This window comes from Niastella sp., assembly GCF_045805085.1.
Taxonomy (GTDB): Bacteria; Bacteroidota; Bacteroidia; order Chitinophagales; family Chitinophagaceae; genus Niastella.
Window position 1 is genome coordinate 1 of record NZ_JBJMLX010000264.1, and the last position, 17,748, is coordinate 17,748.

At 44.1% G+C, this 17,748-nt stretch carries 15 protein-coding genes; 9 read left to right on the forward strand and 6 right to left on the reverse strand.

Annotated elements, in window-relative coordinates:
- Together ACJ751_RS13675 and pruA are read right to left on the reverse strand one after the other, a co-directional pair.
- Positions 1-344 (reverse strand): bifunctional pyr operon transcriptional regulator/uracil phosphoribosyltransferase (locus tag ACJ751_RS13675; protein ID WP_407746056.1); only part of this gene is annotated, 344 nt, incomplete at its 3' end.
- A gap of 163 nt (positions 345-507) precedes the next feature.
- Positions 508-2,139: an L-glutamate gamma-semialdehyde dehydrogenase gene (gene pruA, locus ACJ751_RS13680; RefSeq protein WP_407746057.1), complete on the reverse strand. Its 1,632-nt coding sequence runs from the start codon at positions 2,137-2,139 to the stop codon at positions 508-510.
- A 210-nt stretch (positions 2,140-2,349) separates the two neighbouring features.
- Here pruA and ACJ751_RS13685 point away from each other — a divergent pair, with 210 nt between their 5' ends.
- The 3 genes from ACJ751_RS13685 (at position 2,350) to ACJ751_RS13695 (ending at position 5,828) form a co-directional block, all read left to right on the forward strand.
- On the forward strand, positions 2,350-3,603 hold the full coding sequence (locus ACJ751_RS13685; protein ID WP_407746058.1) for a hypothetical protein: 1,254 nt from the start codon (positions 2,350-2,352) through the stop codon (positions 3,601-3,603).
- A 102-nt stretch (positions 3,604-3,705) separates the two neighbouring features.
- Complete coding sequence (locus ACJ751_RS13690) at positions 3,706-4,902, forward strand: hypothetical protein (protein ID WP_407746059.1); 1,197 nt, start codon at positions 3,706-3,708, stop codon at positions 4,900-4,902.
- A gap of 14 nt (positions 4,903-4,916) precedes the next feature.
- Positions 4,917-5,828, forward strand: a complete 912-nt coding sequence (locus ACJ751_RS13695; RefSeq protein ID WP_014217451.1) for a hypothetical protein — start codon at positions 4,917-4,919, stop codon at positions 5,826-5,828.
- A gap of 542 nt (positions 5,829-6,370) precedes the next feature.
- Here ACJ751_RS13695 and prfB read toward each other — a convergent pair.
- Positions 6,371-7,460 (reverse strand): peptide chain release factor 2 gene (prfB, locus tag ACJ751_RS13700; protein ID WP_407746060.1). Its coding sequence is split into 2 segments (ribosomal slippage): positions 6,371-7,399 and positions 7,401-7,460, totalling 1,089 coding nucleotides; the frame shifts between segments, so codons are not numbered across the junction.
- Between the two features lie 256 nt (positions 7,461-7,716).
- Here prfB and ACJ751_RS13705 point away from each other — a divergent pair.
- From ACJ751_RS13705 to ACJ751_RS13715, 3 genes are all read left to right on the forward strand, one after another.
- The gene (locus ACJ751_RS13705) at positions 7,717-9,477 is read left to right on the forward strand and encodes a hypothetical protein (protein WP_407746061.1); all 1,761 of its coding nucleotides are present in this window, start codon (positions 7,717-7,719) and stop codon (positions 9,475-9,477) included.
- 6 nt (positions 9,478-9,483) lie between these two features.
- Positions 9,484-10,323 (forward strand): class I SAM-dependent methyltransferase, encoded by an 840-nt coding sequence (locus ACJ751_RS13710; RefSeq protein WP_407746062.1) that lies wholly within the window; start codon positions 9,484-9,486, stop codon positions 10,321-10,323.
- Positions 10,324-10,424: 101 nt separating this feature from the next.
- Entirely contained in the window at positions 10,425-11,267 is an 843-nt protein-coding gene (locus ACJ751_RS13715; RefSeq protein WP_407746063.1) for a dienelactone hydrolase family protein, read from the forward strand.
- 63 nt (positions 11,268-11,330) lie between these two features.
- On the opposite strand, the gene ACJ751_RS13720 is transcribed toward ACJ751_RS13715, so the two are convergent.
- Positions 11,331-12,713 carry a sensor histidine kinase gene (locus ACJ751_RS13720; RefSeq protein ID WP_407746064.1) on the reverse strand — a complete coding sequence of 461 codons (1,383 nt, stop codon included), beginning with the start codon at positions 12,711-12,713 and terminating at the stop codon, positions 11,331-11,333.
- A 232-nt stretch (positions 12,714-12,945) separates the two neighbouring features.
- The gene (locus tag ACJ751_RS13725; RefSeq protein ID WP_407746065.1) at positions 12,946-14,049 is read right to left on the reverse strand and encodes a DUF695 domain-containing protein; all 1,104 of its coding nucleotides are present in this window, start codon (positions 14,047-14,049) and stop codon (positions 12,946-12,948) included.
- Between the two features lie 292 nt (positions 14,050-14,341).
- Here ACJ751_RS13725 and ACJ751_RS13730 point away from each other — a divergent pair, with 292 nt between their 5' ends.
- Positions 14,342-14,821, forward strand: coding sequence for a YqaE/Pmp3 family membrane protein (locus tag ACJ751_RS13730; protein ID WP_407746066.1), 480 nt, complete (start codon positions 14,342-14,344; stop codon positions 14,819-14,821).
- A 238-nt stretch (positions 14,822-15,059) separates the two neighbouring features.
- On the forward strand, positions 15,060-15,476 hold the full coding sequence (locus tag ACJ751_RS13735) for a DUF5684 domain-containing protein (protein ID WP_407746067.1): 417 nt from the start codon (positions 15,060-15,062) through the stop codon (positions 15,474-15,476).
- A gap of 92 nt (positions 15,477-15,568) precedes the next feature.
- Here the strand turns inward: ACJ751_RS13735 and ACJ751_RS13740 are convergent, their stop codons facing one another.
- Positions 15,569-16,462, reverse strand: coding sequence for a hypothetical protein (locus tag ACJ751_RS13740; RefSeq protein ID WP_407746068.1), 894 nt, complete (start codon positions 16,460-16,462; stop codon positions 15,569-15,571).
- Positions 16,463-16,707: 245 nt separating this feature from the next.
- Between ACJ751_RS13740 and ACJ751_RS13745 the strand changes: the two genes are divergently transcribed.
- Positions 16,708-17,730: a threonine aldolase family protein gene (locus ACJ751_RS13745; protein ID WP_407746069.1), complete on the forward strand. Its 1,023-nt coding sequence runs from the start codon at positions 16,708-16,710 to the stop codon at positions 17,728-17,730.
- Positions 17,731-17,748 lie beyond the last annotated feature (18 nt).

Below are 17,748 nucleotides of genomic sequence, written 5' to 3' on the forward strand. Positions count from 1 at the left end.
AACGCATCCAGCGCAGCCCTGATGGTGCGGCCGGTATACAATACGTCATCGATCAAGACAACATTCTTACCTTCTATGCTAAATGGAATATCGGTTTGATTGGGTACGTGGATCTGGTTGCGGACATCATCACGATAAAAAGTAATATCCAGCTTGCCATACTGCACTTTTTCGGGTGCAACCAGCTCCCGGATCACCTGAATCATTTGATCGCTCACAAAAATGCCCCTTGGCTGAATGCCAATAAAGACCGTATTATCGAGATTGATATTATTCTCCAATACCTGGTGACTAAGCCGCCGGATAATTATAGCCAGTTGCTGCTCATTTAAGATCGTCTTCAAGGAAAATATTTTGATAAAAATAAACGCAAACCCGCAAATTAGAAAATTAAGCTAAAGGGGTAAAAAAAATCAATTGACAACTGGCAACAGGCAAAAAAGAGGCTGTCATTGAAAAAAAGCCTCTTTTTTATTATCTATTGCTTATTGTCTATTGCCTATTGGCTTATTCTTCTGCCATAAACGGATAACGATAATCAACAGGGGCGTTGAATGTTTCCTTAATGGTTCTTGCACTGAGCCAGCGATACAGGTTCAAAATAGAACCGGCTTTATCATTGGTGCCACTGGCGCGGGCGCCACCAAAAGGTTGTTGTCCAACAACGGCGCCGGTTGGTTTGTCATTAATGTAAAAATTACCAGCTGCATGACGCAGTTTCACCGTAGCCTGTTCAACCGCTGCCCTATCCTGCGCAATGATCGATCCTGTTAATGCATATGGGGAGGTTTTATTCACCAGCTCCAGGGTATCTTCAAACTTTTCGGCATTGTATACATATACAGTTAACACGGGGCCAAAGATCTCTTCGCACATGGTAACGTACATGGGGTCCTTTGCTTCAATAACAGTAGGCTGCACAAAATAACCTTGTGATTTATCGCACTTGCCGCCTGCCCAGAGTACTGCTTTGGGATCGTTCTTCGCGTTCTCGATATAGTTCTCAATTTTATCAAAGCTTTTTTCATCGATCACGGCATTGATAAAATTGCTGAAGTTTTCTACCGTGCCCATGGTAAAGCTTTCAATGCCGGCACTCAGTTTCTTTTTTACATCTTCAGCCAGGTTGCTGGGAATGTAAGCACGTGAAGCCGCAGAACATTTCTGACCCTGGTATTCAAACGCACCGCGTAATAATGCTGTAACCAGTAGGTCTACATCAGCACTTTTGTGCGCCAGTACAAAATCCTTTCCACCGGTTTCTCCAACAATGCGGGGGTATGATTTATAAGAAGACATGTTCTTACCAATGGTTTCCCACATATTGTTGAATACGCCTGTTGAACCGGTAAAATGCACCCCGGCAAAATCAGGATGGCTGAAACAAACTTTACCTAACGTAGGACCGTCAACGTAAATTAAATTGATAACGCCATCGGGCAGGCCGGCTTCTTTTAATATGCGCATGAACATCTGGGCCGAATAAACCTGGGTGTGGGCAGGCTTCCAAACTACTACATTACCACACATGGCTGCTGAGGTAGGCAGGTTGCCGCCGATCGCTGTAAAGTTGAATGGAGTAACTGCAAGCACAAACCCTTCGAGCGGGCGATACTCCATACGGTTATGGATGCCAGCTGCACTAATGGGTTGCTGACGGTAGATCTCACTCAGAAAGTGTACATTGAAACGTAAGAAGTCGATGAGCTCGCAGGCGCTGTCGATCTCGGCCTGGTAAGCGTTCTTGCTTTGACCCAGCATAGTAGTACGGTTCATATATGGCCGGTACTTAGTAGCAATGAGGTCGGCAGCTTTCAGGAAGATGTGCGCGCGGTTCTCCCAGCTCATGGCGGCCCAGCTTTCGCGGGCGGCCAGGGCTGCTTCAACTGCCTGCTTTACATGTTTTTCTTCACCAATATGATAATGCCCCAGCACATGTTTTATTTCATGCGGGGGATTCATGGTTTCTTTTTTATTAGTGCGCACTTCCCGTCCGCCAATGTACATCGGTACGTCTACGGGTTCCTGTTTTAACAATGCGAGCACTTCCTTCAACCGCTTTTTTTCGGGCGACCCCGGTGCGTACGACAAAACAGGTTCGTTTGCCGGCAGTGGATAGTGAAAATAGCCGAATTCCATAATCATGTGTTTTTTGAGGTTGCGAAGTTACTTAGCTGGTTTTTAATTAACAAAAAGGTAGTACCGAGTCAAAACCCTGACTAACAAAATATTATAAAATAGGCTTAAAACCAGCCCCTGCTTTTATCCACAGGGTGTGCACATGCTAATTTTTAAACAGCGCAATAAATTAAATTTGGAAGCAATAACCCAAAACACATCCATTAATCAGTGATCATTTCTGGCAAATCAAAACTAACCGATAGCAACAGGTATCATATGCCTGATCTGTCGAACATCGTAGTGAAAGACATGCGCGGGTATGGCGTTGAGCAGGCAGGTACTTATAAAGGCGGTATTGAAGCGTATAAGGGCCTGTTAAACAAAGTGCGCAGCGGTTCCATCCTATCTGAGCAGGATTCCCTACGATTATTACCCAAAACGGAGGATACGCGTAACCGGATCCAAAAGCAAATTGAGGCCTTACTGGAAAAATTCTACGAGGTCAAGGGCAAGGTGGAAGAAATTCATAACAGTCGTGATATTACCAAGGGGTTGGTACCCAGTAAGCAGACTGAGATCAATATGCTTAAAAATCAATTAGATGAAATAAGTACGGCTCATTCTCCCCGCCACCAGGCGATGTATAACAGCTTCAGTTGGGGCACTTTTTTATTTTTATTATTTCTTTTAGTTGCATTATCGTTCTACTTATTATACTTTTACATGAGTGTTGCGGATTTTGCGCTGAATGGTGTAGATCCAATGACCCTTTTCCAGGAAGGAAGGCTAAACATACAATTGTTACCCAGCCTTCGAAGACTGGTCTATCTTATTATTAACTACCCCCCCCTGATCGTATTCCCCACTATTTTCTTTGCACTGGGAACATCTATTCATCTGTTCTCGGAAAGAGGTATTAAATACAAGAAAATTGTTTGGGGATTGCTAAGCCTGGTTTTTATTGGTGACATTTTGCTTGCTCTTCAGGTTCATACCGCCGTGAACGAGATTTTGATCAAATTGAATCGGGATGAATTTAAAACGTTGATTGTACCGGTATTCGCGGATTCGCGATTTTACCTGGTACTTTTTTTGGGTTTTGGGGTGTTTGCCATCTGGAGCTCTGTATATTATCTGATGCAGATGGAATGGGGCAAACGCAACCAGTTGAGACTTCGGTACAAACGCATTCACCGTTTACAGGATGAGATCCTGCAGCTGGAAGAAAAACGGATGTTATACGAAACTGAGTTACAACAAATAACCCAAAGAGCGGAAGACCTAAGCAAGGAAAAAGACAGACTCGTTCTGCCCGTTGATGCAATTGAGAAGAACATCAATTACTTCAGGGATGGCTGGAACGGTTACCTGGCAACTTTATATGGCCGCGAAAAAGGAGAAGAGCAGATCAAGCTCATCAACGAGAAAACGGATGCCTATATAAAGGAATTAAAAGAGTTTCAGGAATCTTATTTCAAATAATCACTTAATAGGTTTCTTTATCCTTGAGTTATGGCACGTTACCTCCTAATCACAATCATGTGCGCCTGGGTTTTATCAGGCTGCAATGAAATCGAAGAGGCTGTGAAGGATGCAAAAAAAGACGGATCCGCACCGCCCAAAGACAATTACATGGTTTTGCTTGACCTGAGCGACCGAATACTGTATAACAACCAGCAACAGGTTCCAAAGGATATACAGGTCATTCAATCCATCTACGCCGCTTTCAAGTCAAAGCTGAATGCAAAAGATCCCACCAGGTTATATTTTACGGTGAACGATAAACTGAAGTTGATGGTAGCGCCCCAACGCACTACTGCAAACGAAGTGTATGACCTGGCCGGCAACCTGCGGCTCACCCTGGCCTCGGCCCAGCCCGAACAAAAGGCCAAGATGCTGGAAGAAACAGAAAAAAATTTCAACACCCTGTTGCCGAAGATCTATAAAAAGGCAGTGATCAGCAATAACAGCACTTCTTATGCGGGCGCCGACATCTGGAAATACTTCAATGAAGACCTGCAGGACGACCTGGAGAAAGATGCACAAAATACACTATTCATCATCACTGATGGCTATATGGATTTTGAAAGCCTGCAAGGCCGCAGCAGCCGCAACAACCGGTATACTTCCTGCGCACAGATCATCAACAACCTGAAAAAAGCACCCGACTGGAACAGTCGTTTTAAAGAAGGTGACTATGGTCTGCTTCCGGTAAATAAACGTTTCCCCAATTTAAAAGTTCTTGTGCTGGAATTAAACCCAAAGGATGACTGGACCGGTGAGTACAACCTGCTTACTACCATCTGGAGTAAATGGTTTACCGAAATGGGAATAAAGTCGTACGCATTCATCAAAGACGACAACATTAATGAGATAAATGAGTCGATCGAAAAACTACTAAAGGTAAAATTACCATCATCTGCGAATATTACGTCTGTCTCATGGACTCCGGTAACCGAAACGGACCCGGAAATTACGAAGGCTGCCAGGAACAGATCAACAACGGTAGTACAACAACCTGAAACTCCAACGGTTACTGAAAGCGCTCCGGAAATTGCGCCAAAAAAAGAGAATAGTAAATCTTACAATTCGTACAGTTCTTACGCTTATTCTGAGCCGGCAGAAGCGACAAAAAAGGAAAAAAATGTTAAAGAAAGAGAATATATTCGCGCATCTGCCGTTAAAAGTCAGATAGATACTTCTAGTATCCATTTAAGAACCAATCCGAAAAAGCCAATTAGTAAACCAAAGGAGCAGGTCACGTTTGGTCCTGCTTATTAAAAACCTTTACTCTTATGCTTCGTAGCCTATTAATCATGGTAGTAACAGGACTGGCGCTGGGCATGGCAGTATCATGCGGCCCTAGTAAATCAGTCCAAACCTTGACGAAAACCACACAAGAAACACTTGAGTTAGTCAAGAAAGAAGCTCAGCGCGCCATCGCCCTGACCGTAGAAAAAGTGAAAAATTATGAAGTGGATCCTGACATTGGTAAGGAGATCATCAAAAACCTCAAAGAGGCTGAAAGAAAGATCGACACCCAGCTTGCAGTTGCACAACAACTGTCGGTGAATGGTACCAAAGAAGAGATCATGCAGTTCGCAGAACGTACAAACGTAATCATCCAGAGTGCGTTGACCGATCTGAAATCGTTGAACGACCTTTATGACATTTCCACTTTCTCTTCATTTGAAACAGCCACTTTCTTCCCAGCAGGTGGTTATGGTATTCCTCCTGAAAAACAGGATGAAGCCAAAAAATCGATCGAACCAATTGTACAGCGGATCATCAAGTTCTTTGGTGACCACCCCCGACAAAGATTCGTGGCGGTAATTGTTTGTTATGGTTTCTCTGACGAAACGCCGATCGCAAAGGAATCTCCTTTGTACTCTCCGCTGCTCGCCAAGATGAAAACGAACAACCCAACCCGTCAGGAGTTGAACGTAAAATTATCTGAACTTAGAGCAAAATCTATTGCCAACCTTCTGGTTGACCTTATCAAAATAAATGAAGCTCTTATTCCTAATCCTAAGCTCATCAACTACGACATCAAGTGGATGGGTAAAGGGGAAGAGCTGCCTTACCCGGACAGAGTAAAAGATTATCATGCTGATGACAAACGTCGTCGTATGGTGTCTTTGATCTGGAACGTATTACCGGGTTCTTTATATGCGCAAGGCCTCAGCAACGATACAGCAATGAATTAATCGTTGATGAAAGTATAAACACGCGAGTAATGCCGGATTGGTTTACATTACTCTGGCAATATTAATTGGTGTATTCATATTTTGCCTGCAGACCATAATCCTGTTATGCAACTGCAGGCAAAATTCTTGTTCTGAGTTCTCAGTGAATGAGTTTCTGGGTTCTCAGTCAGCTGAGATACACTCATGTAAAAACGCCACGCTTAACAGTGTGGCGTTTTTATTTTTGGTGGGGTTATTAGTTGATCAGTTAACCAGGTTAAATTCAAGTAGGATCCTGCGTAAAAGTGGCAGTTATTGAGTTCTTAGGTTATTGAGTTTGTTAGTTATTGAGTTTGTTAGTTCAAAGTTTTAAGTTGAAAGTTTTAAGTTCAAAATAATAGAAAGGGCCAAAGTTGTTTTAAACAGCTTTGGCCCTTTTCGCGGCTTTCTATTTTTTACTTCGGCCTTCGGCCTCAGATTAATTCTTATTTTCTTTATCATCCTGTCAACTCCGTCAACCCTATCAACTTGTTAACTTGTCAACTCGCCAACTGGTCAACTGATCAACCCGCCTCCGCCTCCTTCATCAAATACGCTTTAATAAACCCATCCAGCTCACCATCCATCACCGGCTGCACGTTACCTACTTCATAATCGGTGCGATGGTCCTTGATCATTTTATAAGGATGGAATACATAGCTGCGGATCTGGCTGCCCCACTCTATCTTCTTTTTAGAAGCATTGGTGGCATTCTTCAACGCTTCACGGCGACGCAGCTCCTCCTCATACAGGCGGCTCTTCAACATCTGGAGCGCCATTTCGCGGTTTTCGCCCTGTGTACGGGCTTTCTGGCATTCCACCACAATACCGCTGGGATGATGCTTTAAACGCACAGCCGTTTCCACCTTGTTTACGTTTTGTCCGCCCTTACCACCGCTTCGGTAAAACTCCCATTCCAGGTCGGCGGGGTTTACTTCCACCGCAATGCTGTCATCAACCAGCGGATACGCGAAAACCGACGCAAAAGACGTATGGCGGCGGGCATTGCTGTCGAAGGGCGAAATACGCACCAGGCGGTGAACGCCGCTCTCGGCCTTTAAAAAGCCGTAGGCGAACGGTCCATCGAACTGCAGCGTAGCGCTTTTGATACCGGCGCCATCACCTTCCTGCCAGTCGAGCTCGGTTACCTGCCAGCCCTGTTTTTCGCCATACATGCGGTACATGCGCGCCAGCATTTCGGCCCAGTCCTGGCTTTCCGTACCACCCGCGCCGCTGTTTATCTGCAGCACGCCAGGTAATTCATCTTCCGGCTGGTTAAGGGTGCTTTTGAACTCGGCTTCATCTAATTGTTGTAAGGCTTTTTCATAAGCCTGTTTGGTTTCCTCTTCGCTGGCTTCGCCGGCTTTCCAGAAATCAAACAACACAACAAAATCCTCCACGTCCGCTTTTGACTGGTCGTAGAGTTTGATCCAAAATTCGTTTAGCTTAATGCTTTTGAGTATTTCAGTGGCCCGTTTGTTATCGTCCCAAAAACCGGGCGAAAGGGAAAGTTGTTTTTCTTCGTTTACTTTGTACTGACGGTTATCGACGTCAAAGAAACCTCCTCAGTCCACCAAGGCGGGACCTCATATCGTTTATTTTTTCTTGTGTCATAGCGTCAAAGATAGTTGAAAAGTTGAAAAGTTGACGAGTTAACCGGTTAACCCCGTTGTAACAATTCCGCCAAATCGTGACTAACTTAGCAGCACCCTACACACCTTACATAATGCCTTATAAAAACGTGCGTCACTTATTAACCCTGGTCCTCTGGCTATGCCTGCCCGTAATGGCAACTGCCCAAACAAAAGTTTTTATTCAGGATGGTCGACAGTCGGCCTACTGCACCGCATGCGAAAAATTATTACATGACATGCCGAAAGAGGTATTATTCGGCATCGATATACATACCGATGGGGATGTATATTTTTCCATGTCGAATATGGAATGGTTTAATAAACTCTTTACCGGCGCCCAGGACGGGGTTTCGGTTGACCTGGTATTGAAAGAACAGTATGTCTGTAATGCTACTTTACCAATCGCGCATTCCGTTTCCAAAGGCGTGGTGCTGCCTCCCGTTTATCTCGCAGCGCTCAAAAAAAATATGGAGCAGTTGACCGAAGGCCATTTTTCTGTAAAAGTGGGCCAGGTTCCAAAAAACCTTTTAAATAAAGAGATGGAAGGCAACCTGATTATCATCAAAAACGGCGTGGTTTGCCATTATACGAATTTTGTTGACATCCCCCGCAGCTCGTGGGCCCTGTTGCCCATGGGGATGTATACAGATACGCTGCTGAATGTTGAACCTGATAATGAAGCAGACACAACTTCAAATCCACGCTTCTATTCCAAAAAGCTACAGTTCATTATCCCCTTCTCAAAGAATAAAGCAGTATATGACACAAAGGATATAAAACCGCTGTATGACTCCCTGGAACTGAAAGATTACAGCATTAAGTCCATTCATATTCGCGCCTATTCCTCCATAGAAGGCGCCGAACAGGCTAACAGCCTGTTACAGCAGCAACGGGCGAAATCGATCGTTAAAGCGTTACAACAGTTTCAAACACGCGAAATAAAAACTACCATTACGGCTGGTGAAAACTGGATAGAGTTTTACAACGACATCGCTCAATCTCCGTACAAAGACCTGGCTGATTTTGATAAGGCCACTATTAAATCAAAACTGCTCGATAAAGCCCTGCTCGATCAGCTTGAACCTTACCTGAAAGATCACCGGAAAGCGATCATTACTATTTACCTGAATAAAAAGACCGGTCTGGAAAGAACAAAAGCCGACTCACTGGTAATGCAATTTAAAAAAGCGATCGAAAAGAAACAGGTGGCAAAAGCTTCCATTATACAGGACGCCATTTTTGACCGGGTTGCCGACGGAAAACTACCGGAGGCATATATCAACCAGCTTGAAATTCCCCATGAAGCCATTTTCAGCGACCTGAAAAATAACCAGATCACGTACAAACTTTTGCTGAATATCACTTACGAGGAAGAGGCTCTTGAAGAACTGAAAGAGATTGAGACCCTTTCTCCCGCCAATGGTAAAATAAAATATAACATCTGCGCCCTTACTTTTCGGATGTGGCAATACGATCCCGGTTTTGCACAACCAGACTCGTTCCTGCTATACATCAACGAGCTTCCAAAAACCGGTACCGATTCTTCCCTGGTAAAGCGCATGCTTATCAATTACCACATTATTATGTGCGGGATCTATATGAGCCAATATAAGTACGATGCCAAAGACGAAGCGGTTAAATACATTTATTTAACGTACGTGGATATGCAACTTTCCGATGAAGACATCCTGGCCATGGCCAAATTCCTTTGTTATTACTCCCATATGAAATTGTCGGAACTGTTGCTTGAGAAACGGATACATCAGCTCGATGTAAACGAAGACCTGTTATTTTATTACCTGAACCTGAAATTGTTTGATCCGGCGCAATTCTCGCTGGAAAGTGTACAAAAAGCTGTACAGAATGCTATCAGCATCAATAGTAAAAGATACTGCCGGTTCTTTAATGCAATGGATAAGGGGGGCGCCAGCTTTCAGTTGCTTGAATATAATATATTGCGCAACATTTACTGCGATAATTGTAAACCATCAAACTGATGAGCCATGACCAATGAATCGCAAATAGCGGCACATTATGCGCATGACCACCTGTACGAGACCATTCTGAAGGCCTTAGCCAGTGAGGGCAAAATGCCTGGCGCTATAACGCGGCAGGATCTTGCGCCCATCGATGAGTTTCATGTGCGCGGACAGGAAGTATCGCGTGAACTGGCCACAGCCGCCGCCCTGCAACAGAGCATGCGCGTTTTAGATGCCGGTTGTGGTTTGGGCGGCGCCTGCCGTTTGCTGGCAGCGGAGTTTGGCTGTGCTGTTACTGGTATTGATATAACAGGTGACTATATTCGAACGGCTGAAAAATTATCGGCATTGACCGGCCTGCAACATCACATCCGGTTTGTACAGGGCAGCGTGCTGGCGCTTCCTTTTGGCGGGAACGCTTTTGATGCCGTGTTAACACAACATGTACAAATGAATATAGCCGATAAAAAAATGGCTTATGCGGAAATAAACCGCGTATTAAGAACCGGCGGACGGTTTATTTATTACGATATCCTGGGCAAAGCGGAACCGGTACACTATCCCGTACCCTGGGCCGGCGATGCATCCCTGAGCTTTTTGATTACCTCGCAACAACTGCATACATTGCTGACCGAAACGGGTTTTCAACGCATACAGGTAACGGATGAAACAGAGAAAGGGATCGGTTTCTTTAATAAGCTCTTTACCCGTATTGCCCAAAAAGGGATACCGGCATTAGGATTGCATTTGCTGATGGGCGATGCGGCGCAGCAGCAATTAAATAACCTGCGCAGCAACCTGATAGAAGAAAGGGTCGTTCTGGAAAGCGGTATATATGAAAAGGTTGACGGGTTGACCTGTTGATGAGTTGACAAGGATTCCCCTGGTTTCTGTATCCTGCAAAATTGTTACCTCGTTAACTTTTTAACCTGTTAACTTATTAACCGATAATAAACCATACTATCATGAAACAAAAATTGGGTTTTGCTTTTCTTTCTTTGTGCATTGCAGCTGTTGTTTCCTGTAATGACAATTCATCAAAACCAGCTACTGAACAACCAACAGCCGAAACCAGGCAACCGGGCTTAAAAGAACTGGATCTCGACTATGCAGGTGATAACATTACCATGAAAGGCTATGTTGCCTTCGATACCAGCCTCGATACCAAGCGCCCGGCCATCCTGATCATTCCTGAATGGTGGGGATTGAATGATTATGTGAAAATGCGGGCCCGTGAGCTGGCAAAACTGGGTTACATAGCCATGGCCATGGATATGTATGGTAACGGCATGAATACCGATTCACCTGCTGTAGCGGGTAAATGGGCCGGACAATTTTACACCAAACCTTTAAGCGCCAAAGCCCGCATCGAAGCAGCCCTGGTAGCCTTAAAAAGCTTTCAGCAAACAGATACCGGCAAATTAGCTGCCATAGGTTATTGCTTTGGCGGCGCCATGGTATTGAATGCAGCGCGCCTGGGTGAGCCCTTAAAAGGCGTGGTAAGCTTTCATGGCAACCTGATAGGCGTGCCTGCCAACAAAGACCTGCTAAAGGCCAAAATACTGGTATGTCATGGCGAAGCCGATCCTTTTGTAAAGAAGGAAGAAGTAGCCGCCTTTAAAAAACAAATGGACTCCATAAAGGCCGATTATACTTTCAAATCGTATCCTGGCGCTCTGCATGCGTTTACCAATCCGAAGGCAACTGAATTAGGAAAGAAGTGGAACCTGCCTATCGGGTATAATGGCGCAGCTGATTCTGCTTCCTGGAAGGATATGAAGACCTTCTTCGATACGATCTTTAAATAGCTGACTTAAAATATAAAAAGGTGAGCCACTCATTAAGAGTGACCCACCTTTTTTTATTGCTTATTAACGTCTTGGTCCTATTTCGCCGCCAAACCGGGGCAGAATAACAGTGAACGTGCTGCCTTTGCCCAACTGGCTTTGTACGGCAATACGGCCACCATTCTTTTCCAGGAAATCTTTACAGAGTTTAAGTCCCAAACCAGTGCCTGTTTCGGAGTTAGTGCCTTTGGTGGTATAGAACATTTCCCCAAACAATTGTTGCATGCGTTCGGCGCTGATGCCAACACCATCATCCTGCACATATATTTCAACGCAGGAAGCCTGTTCCTTGGCCCCTACCCGTACGTGTCCGTTTTCGGGAGTGAATTTGATAGCATTTGACAGCAGGTTGCGTAATACCAGGTTCACCATTTCTTTATCGGCATAACAAAACAACGGTTCTTCTACCTGCGACTCCAGGTGAATGCGTTTATTACTGGCCTGCCAGTGTAATAACTGTAATACCCGGCGGATCATGGTTTCAATATCCAGCACCTCAGGTTGCAGGCTCGTATTTTCCATTTGCGACTTGGCCCATTGCAACAGGTTTTCCATGAGGTTGGTGGTATAGTTCATTTCGCTCACAATGCCGGGCAGCAGCGCCTTTATTTCTTTCACCGGCATTTCATTGATGTGCATATTATTGAACAGGTTCCGCAACGCATACATAGGCGTTTTCAGGTCATGGGCAATAACAGAGAACAGTTTATTCTTGAGCTGATTCAACTCAGTTAGCTTGGCGGTTTGTTCTTCCAGCAAACTGGCTTTTTGCGCAATTTCCTGTTTCTGCAGGTCACTTTCCCTCGACTTGTTCAGCAAGCTATAATGATAGCCGTTATTCTCCTGCTTAATAAAATATATCGCGTAAAAAATAAAGGAGATGGCTGTGATATGATTGAAAACGTAGAAATAATAATTTGACTTTGCCAGTCTGAAATAATAATCATGCGGTACTATGCAGGCAATGAAGTAACAGGTAATTGCCAGGGAGAAGGCAAAGATGATATGCATAATTTCCTGTAGAAAGAAAACCGACAACACCCCATACAATACAAAGAACAGTTCAACCCCTACATCTACCTTTCCCAGGTACACCAAACAGGTTGCAATGGGATATAAGCTGAAATATACAAGACGTGCGTGTTCATAATACTGTTCGTGATTCAGCCAAAGTACAATAACACTGATGGCCAGCGGAGAGGCTGCAATAAACCAGGCAAGCGGGGGAAGGTGATCGTTGAATAGGAGGCCAATGAGGGGGACAATGATGCCGGTAATGATCCCAAGGAAATTAAGCTGGTTAAAAATGCTCATTTTCCTTTTGTCATACTCCTCCATCTCGGGGGTTACCCCAATGGATTTTATAGATACCCAATAACGCATCAAATCCAGGCGTAAAGCGTGCATACTGCTACTAACGTGTTGTTTCTAAGGAAATTGAATACTATTGAAAACGTAAAAGCACACAATTTATTTCTGCACCTATGCTAACTGTTTTTGATCAATCATCTGCCCAACAACACTCATAACAAAAACATTGCATATACGTATACCCCTATTCATTTGGCGTGCATGGCTCAAATATAACGGTTTACACAACCCAAAACGTTTTTATTACATGGCTGGAAAAGGTTACTATTCAATCTTCAATAGGCAAATTGAAATACTGCTCCATGGTTCGCCAGTATTTATCCCTTCTTATAAAGAACACGATCTCATAGGGGGTTTCCTTACTTTCAATGTACTGGTTCAATAAAACCGCCGTGTTTTTATATTCACTTACATAAAAGTAAATATTCTTGCAGTTGTCGTAGGTTTTATTTCCGGCCAATATGGCTGTATCTTCCGGCAGCAGGGTGAATAGCTCCTCCTCCAGGGTTTGCAACACCATTAATTGCTCCTCGAACGGAAACCCGTTTTCATCGCCGGTAAAATTTATATTTATCTGTAATAACCAGGAATAAGCCGGCTTTTTGTCCCAATACCTGCATTCCATATTAACGGTTAGCAACATCTTTTTGCCATCCCGGTCTTCGGCTTCCAGCAAATGAAATGTATCGGGCCGTTCGGCCGGAACAGATTCATATTTCTCCACAAATTCTTTCTCGCGCCAGCTTAAATATTCGTTCAGTTTTATGATCGGTATCACTTCAATGCCCTGATCAGGGGCAGGTATGGCGCCGGTTTCATAATTGTCGATCTTGGTAGCGGTATTCACCTCGCCCAACCCGTTTTCCAGATAGATCATACCACCGGCCTGAAAATGATCATCCATTTCACTGTCATAACCTGAATGTGTGATCACAATACTTACTTCGTCGGGATAATTTTCCTGTACAATAGGATAAAAGCTGGTAGTATCGGTTGTGAATTGAAGGCCATACAGGTCTATGCTGATGCCTTCAAATCCAAGTGCAGGTTTATGCGCTGTAAACACCCAGTTGCTGACCGTGGGCGCTGCGTTTACCAGGTCTTCCACTTTACAAAACAAAGCAATATCGCCATCGGCAGTAATGATGAGTTCGTAATTGCCATTACTATCCGGGCCGGCCAATGCTTTAAGATAAGGATTATATGGTTGCATGTGCTGAATAAGATCCTCCAAAAACGACAAAGCCTGATCAGAATCATTCTTTTCAAGCCCCCGGAACCGGTGCTCATTGTCAATGAACCATTGCCAGAATGCCGTGATCGTCTGCTCCACCTCCCCTTTCTTTCTGTAATATTTGCTTAAGCCAGCCATGGTATATATTTTCTACAAAAATTGTATTTGCAATAATAATCTTTTCTTATGGTGTATGCAGTTCCGCTCTAACTGTCATACATAACCTGCAATCGCTATCACCAGGCCTTTTCCAACACAATGGTAACCGTTTTTTATGTTTGTTCCCAAAACAAATGTAAGGGATGGGAATATTATGGGGGTAATTTGACATTACTTACCGGAACTGAATAGAATATCTGGTCTTTAAATTGCATGTGATGCAACTATCTGAAAAATTCCTCATTATATTTGCCTTACCAAAATGGATAATATGAAAAAGATCACTACCCAATTCCTGTCGTTACTGTTTGTGGTATCTGTTTCGGCATCGTCTGTATCCGCGGCCAGTTTACCAGCTATGGCCAGCGAACCGGCTCCTGCCAGCCAGCCAGCTGCAACAACAGCTACAGCTGAACCAGATCCTGAAGTAAAGTCTGCGCTCGATGATTTCAAGAACCTGTCGAAGAGCGAGAAGAAAAGCCGCCTGAAAGAAGCCAAGAAGGCTTTTAAAGCGTTTAAGGCACAAAGAAGAGGAAAAAGAGAAATGGACGATGATGTCAGACTGGTTCTGGCTGTCATTTTCGCCATTCTTATACCACCATTAGGGGTATGGATCAAAGAAAAAGAATTGACCATTAACACCCTGGTATCACTGCTGCTTTGTATACTGGCCTTCATCACATTCGCACTGTGGCTTATTCCGGTTATATTCTCCTTATTAGTCGTATTTGATGTAATTAGTTTAGCTTAATTCATTTGTATTACATAATAAAGGCTCTCCGATGCATCGGAGGGCTTTTTTATTGCACATGACAGAATACGGCCATGTACAAAAATGTGCTAATCACCTGGCAAATCTGTTTAGCAACAGTCGGTATGACAATTTCCCCCACCCATCTGCAATTGATTACTGCCCCTAAAACTTGCAAATACTAAAAATTATTCACATTTTTAGCTGTTCATATTTCTAATCTAAAACCGACTAAACTATGGTAGGCGCCTTTATCTTTCTATTCATCTTTGTATTTGCCATTGTAATTTTCTTCGTGATTACCTATTGGAAAATTTTTGAAAAAGCCGGCCGCCCCGGTTGGGAAGTTCTTATCCCTGTATACAATAATTTCATTATGATGAAAATTATAGGAAAGCCCTGGTGGTGGTTGCTGCTGATGTGCATTCCTGTAGTAAATATCGTTTTCATAGTTATGGCGGTAAATATGCTGTCGAAAAGCTTTGGTAAAGACGAAGGCTACACAGTTGGCCTGCTTTTATTAGGGGTTGTTTTTTATCCCCTGCTTGCTTTTGGCGATGCACGATACATAGGCCCTTATGGTGATCCCGCTGCTTTTGCTGCCGCCCAACAACCCGATTTTGATTTTGATGCCCAGCAAAAACAAGTTCAATAGCTGATCGTACACCCCGTAAAAACATTAACCCTCCCCCTGGCTCAGCCGGGGGGAGGGTCTTTAATTTTCGCGATACGGATCATGGTCCCTTTCTATGGCAGGGTAATTTCTACCTGGCCGTTGGCCCATATCAATAATGCGCTATTATCACAATCACCGGTTGTACCAAAATCAACATACAATACACGATTGTTGATGGTTATTTTCAGCTTGCCTTTTGCTATCCACTGACAGGCTACCGGTTTAATTAACGGAGACTCTGTGCTCTTGGTTACAGTGATGCCATTAGCATATTTGATGGTGGTGTTAACCTCAGTTGAATACACATCATCAGAACAGGTAGCAGTGGCAGCACCATCAATTTGCGTAACTGTTTTTGTGCCTACATATGTAAATCCTCTTCCGTTTGGCCAGGTTACTTTACCGCCAGCAATATTAACCGAATACTTTACAGTGCCGTTTGCGGTGAGGTTGGTAATGGTTTTTACGCCTTCAATATGCGCCTTATTTACGTAGTAATCCTGTAATGTAACAGTGAGTACAGCACCTGGTTTGCGGATAGGTGCAGAGAAGTTCAATATTACTTTACCTTTTCTTACTTTACCATCACGGCAAACTGTACCATCGCCATAATTTACCGTAACAGTTTTAGGGAAAGTGGTGTCGTTAGGTTCAGCAGTAATTATAACACCAGGACCCAGTTTCAGTGCCAGGTTAACAAACAGGTCAATGCGAATACGTGCGGTGTTGCCATCGGTTGCTATCCGGCCATTATCCACTGCGCCACTCTGTAAATCGGCGCCGGCTGCCAGTCCCATTTCGGTAACATCGTCATATTCACCTTCGGCGGTAGCGTCTTCCTGACTAATGGTTTGTGCTTCCATATCGCTTACAGGGGTTTGCGTACTGTCGTCTTTTTTACAGGAGCCCATCGATAAAGCCATCAGTAAGAGCATAGCAATAGCTGCTGAAATTCTACATTTCATGAGTGTTCTTTTAAAGTGTAAAAATTGTATTGGTAAAGTGCGCTACTATGAAGGCCGTTGATAGCCTAAGTTTAATTTCATGTTAAATAAAAATATTGCAGGTTAAGTGGTAGTAGCAGGCTTCAGGGAATACAGATTTAAGCCAAAGCCTTGCAACCTGCAACCTGAAACCTGTAACGGTTTTCAAATTGCTCATTGAATTTTCACTTCAACATTTTACATTTATGATTTAATATAAAATTCCCATGATAGTTGACTTAAGATCGGATACAGTTACCCAACCAACGTCGGAAATGATGGACGCTATGTTAAGAGCGCATGTCGGGGATGATGTTTTTGGGGAAGATGCTACCGTAAATTTGCTGGAAACCATGGCTGCCGAATTGTTTGGCATGGAAGCAGCCCTGTACTGCCCTACCGGCACCATGAGCAACCAGATTGCCATTAAAGTGCATACGCAACCGGGCGATGAAGTGATCTGCGATCAAACCGCGCATGTGTATCAATATGAAGGCGGCGGTATGGCTTTCAATTCAGGCGTGCAATCGAGGCTGCTCCCCGGCAACCGGGGACGCATCACCGCCGAACAGGTAGCCGCTGCTATTAATCCTGATGACGTTCATAAAGCGCACACCTCACTGGTTTGCCTTGAAAATACCTCCAACCGCGGCGGCGGCAGTTGTTATGATCTGCAGGAGATACAACACATTCGCGCCGTTTGTGATAATAACAATCTTTCCCTGCACCTCGATGGGGCCCGTTTGTTCAATGCTATTGTGGCCCGCAACGAATCACCCAAACAATATGGGGAATTGTTCCATAGCATTTCGGTTTGTTTAAACAAAGGATTGGGATGTCCCATTGGAAGCATTCTGACAGGCAGCCAGGCCTTCATTAAAAAGGCAAGACGGGTGCGTAAAGTGTTTGGCGGCGGCATGCGCCAGGCGGGTTATATGGCTGCCTGCGGCGTGTATGCCCTTAAAAATAACATCATCCGCTTACAGCAGGACCACGAAAATGCCCGGGAAATTGCGTCGAACCTTATTAAGACAACGTTTACAGACGGTTTATTACCTGTAGAGACCAACATCATCATCTTTGAAATACAACCACCTTTTCAGGCAGCCCAGGTAGCGGCGGCGTTAAAGGAAAAGAACATCCTGGCGATCCCCATTTCCCCTACACAGATCAGGATGGTACTGCATTTGGGCATAACACCCGACATGGTGCAATACGTGGTGGACACTGTTCTTAATTTACAAATGTGATCCGTGAATGGTCAATCG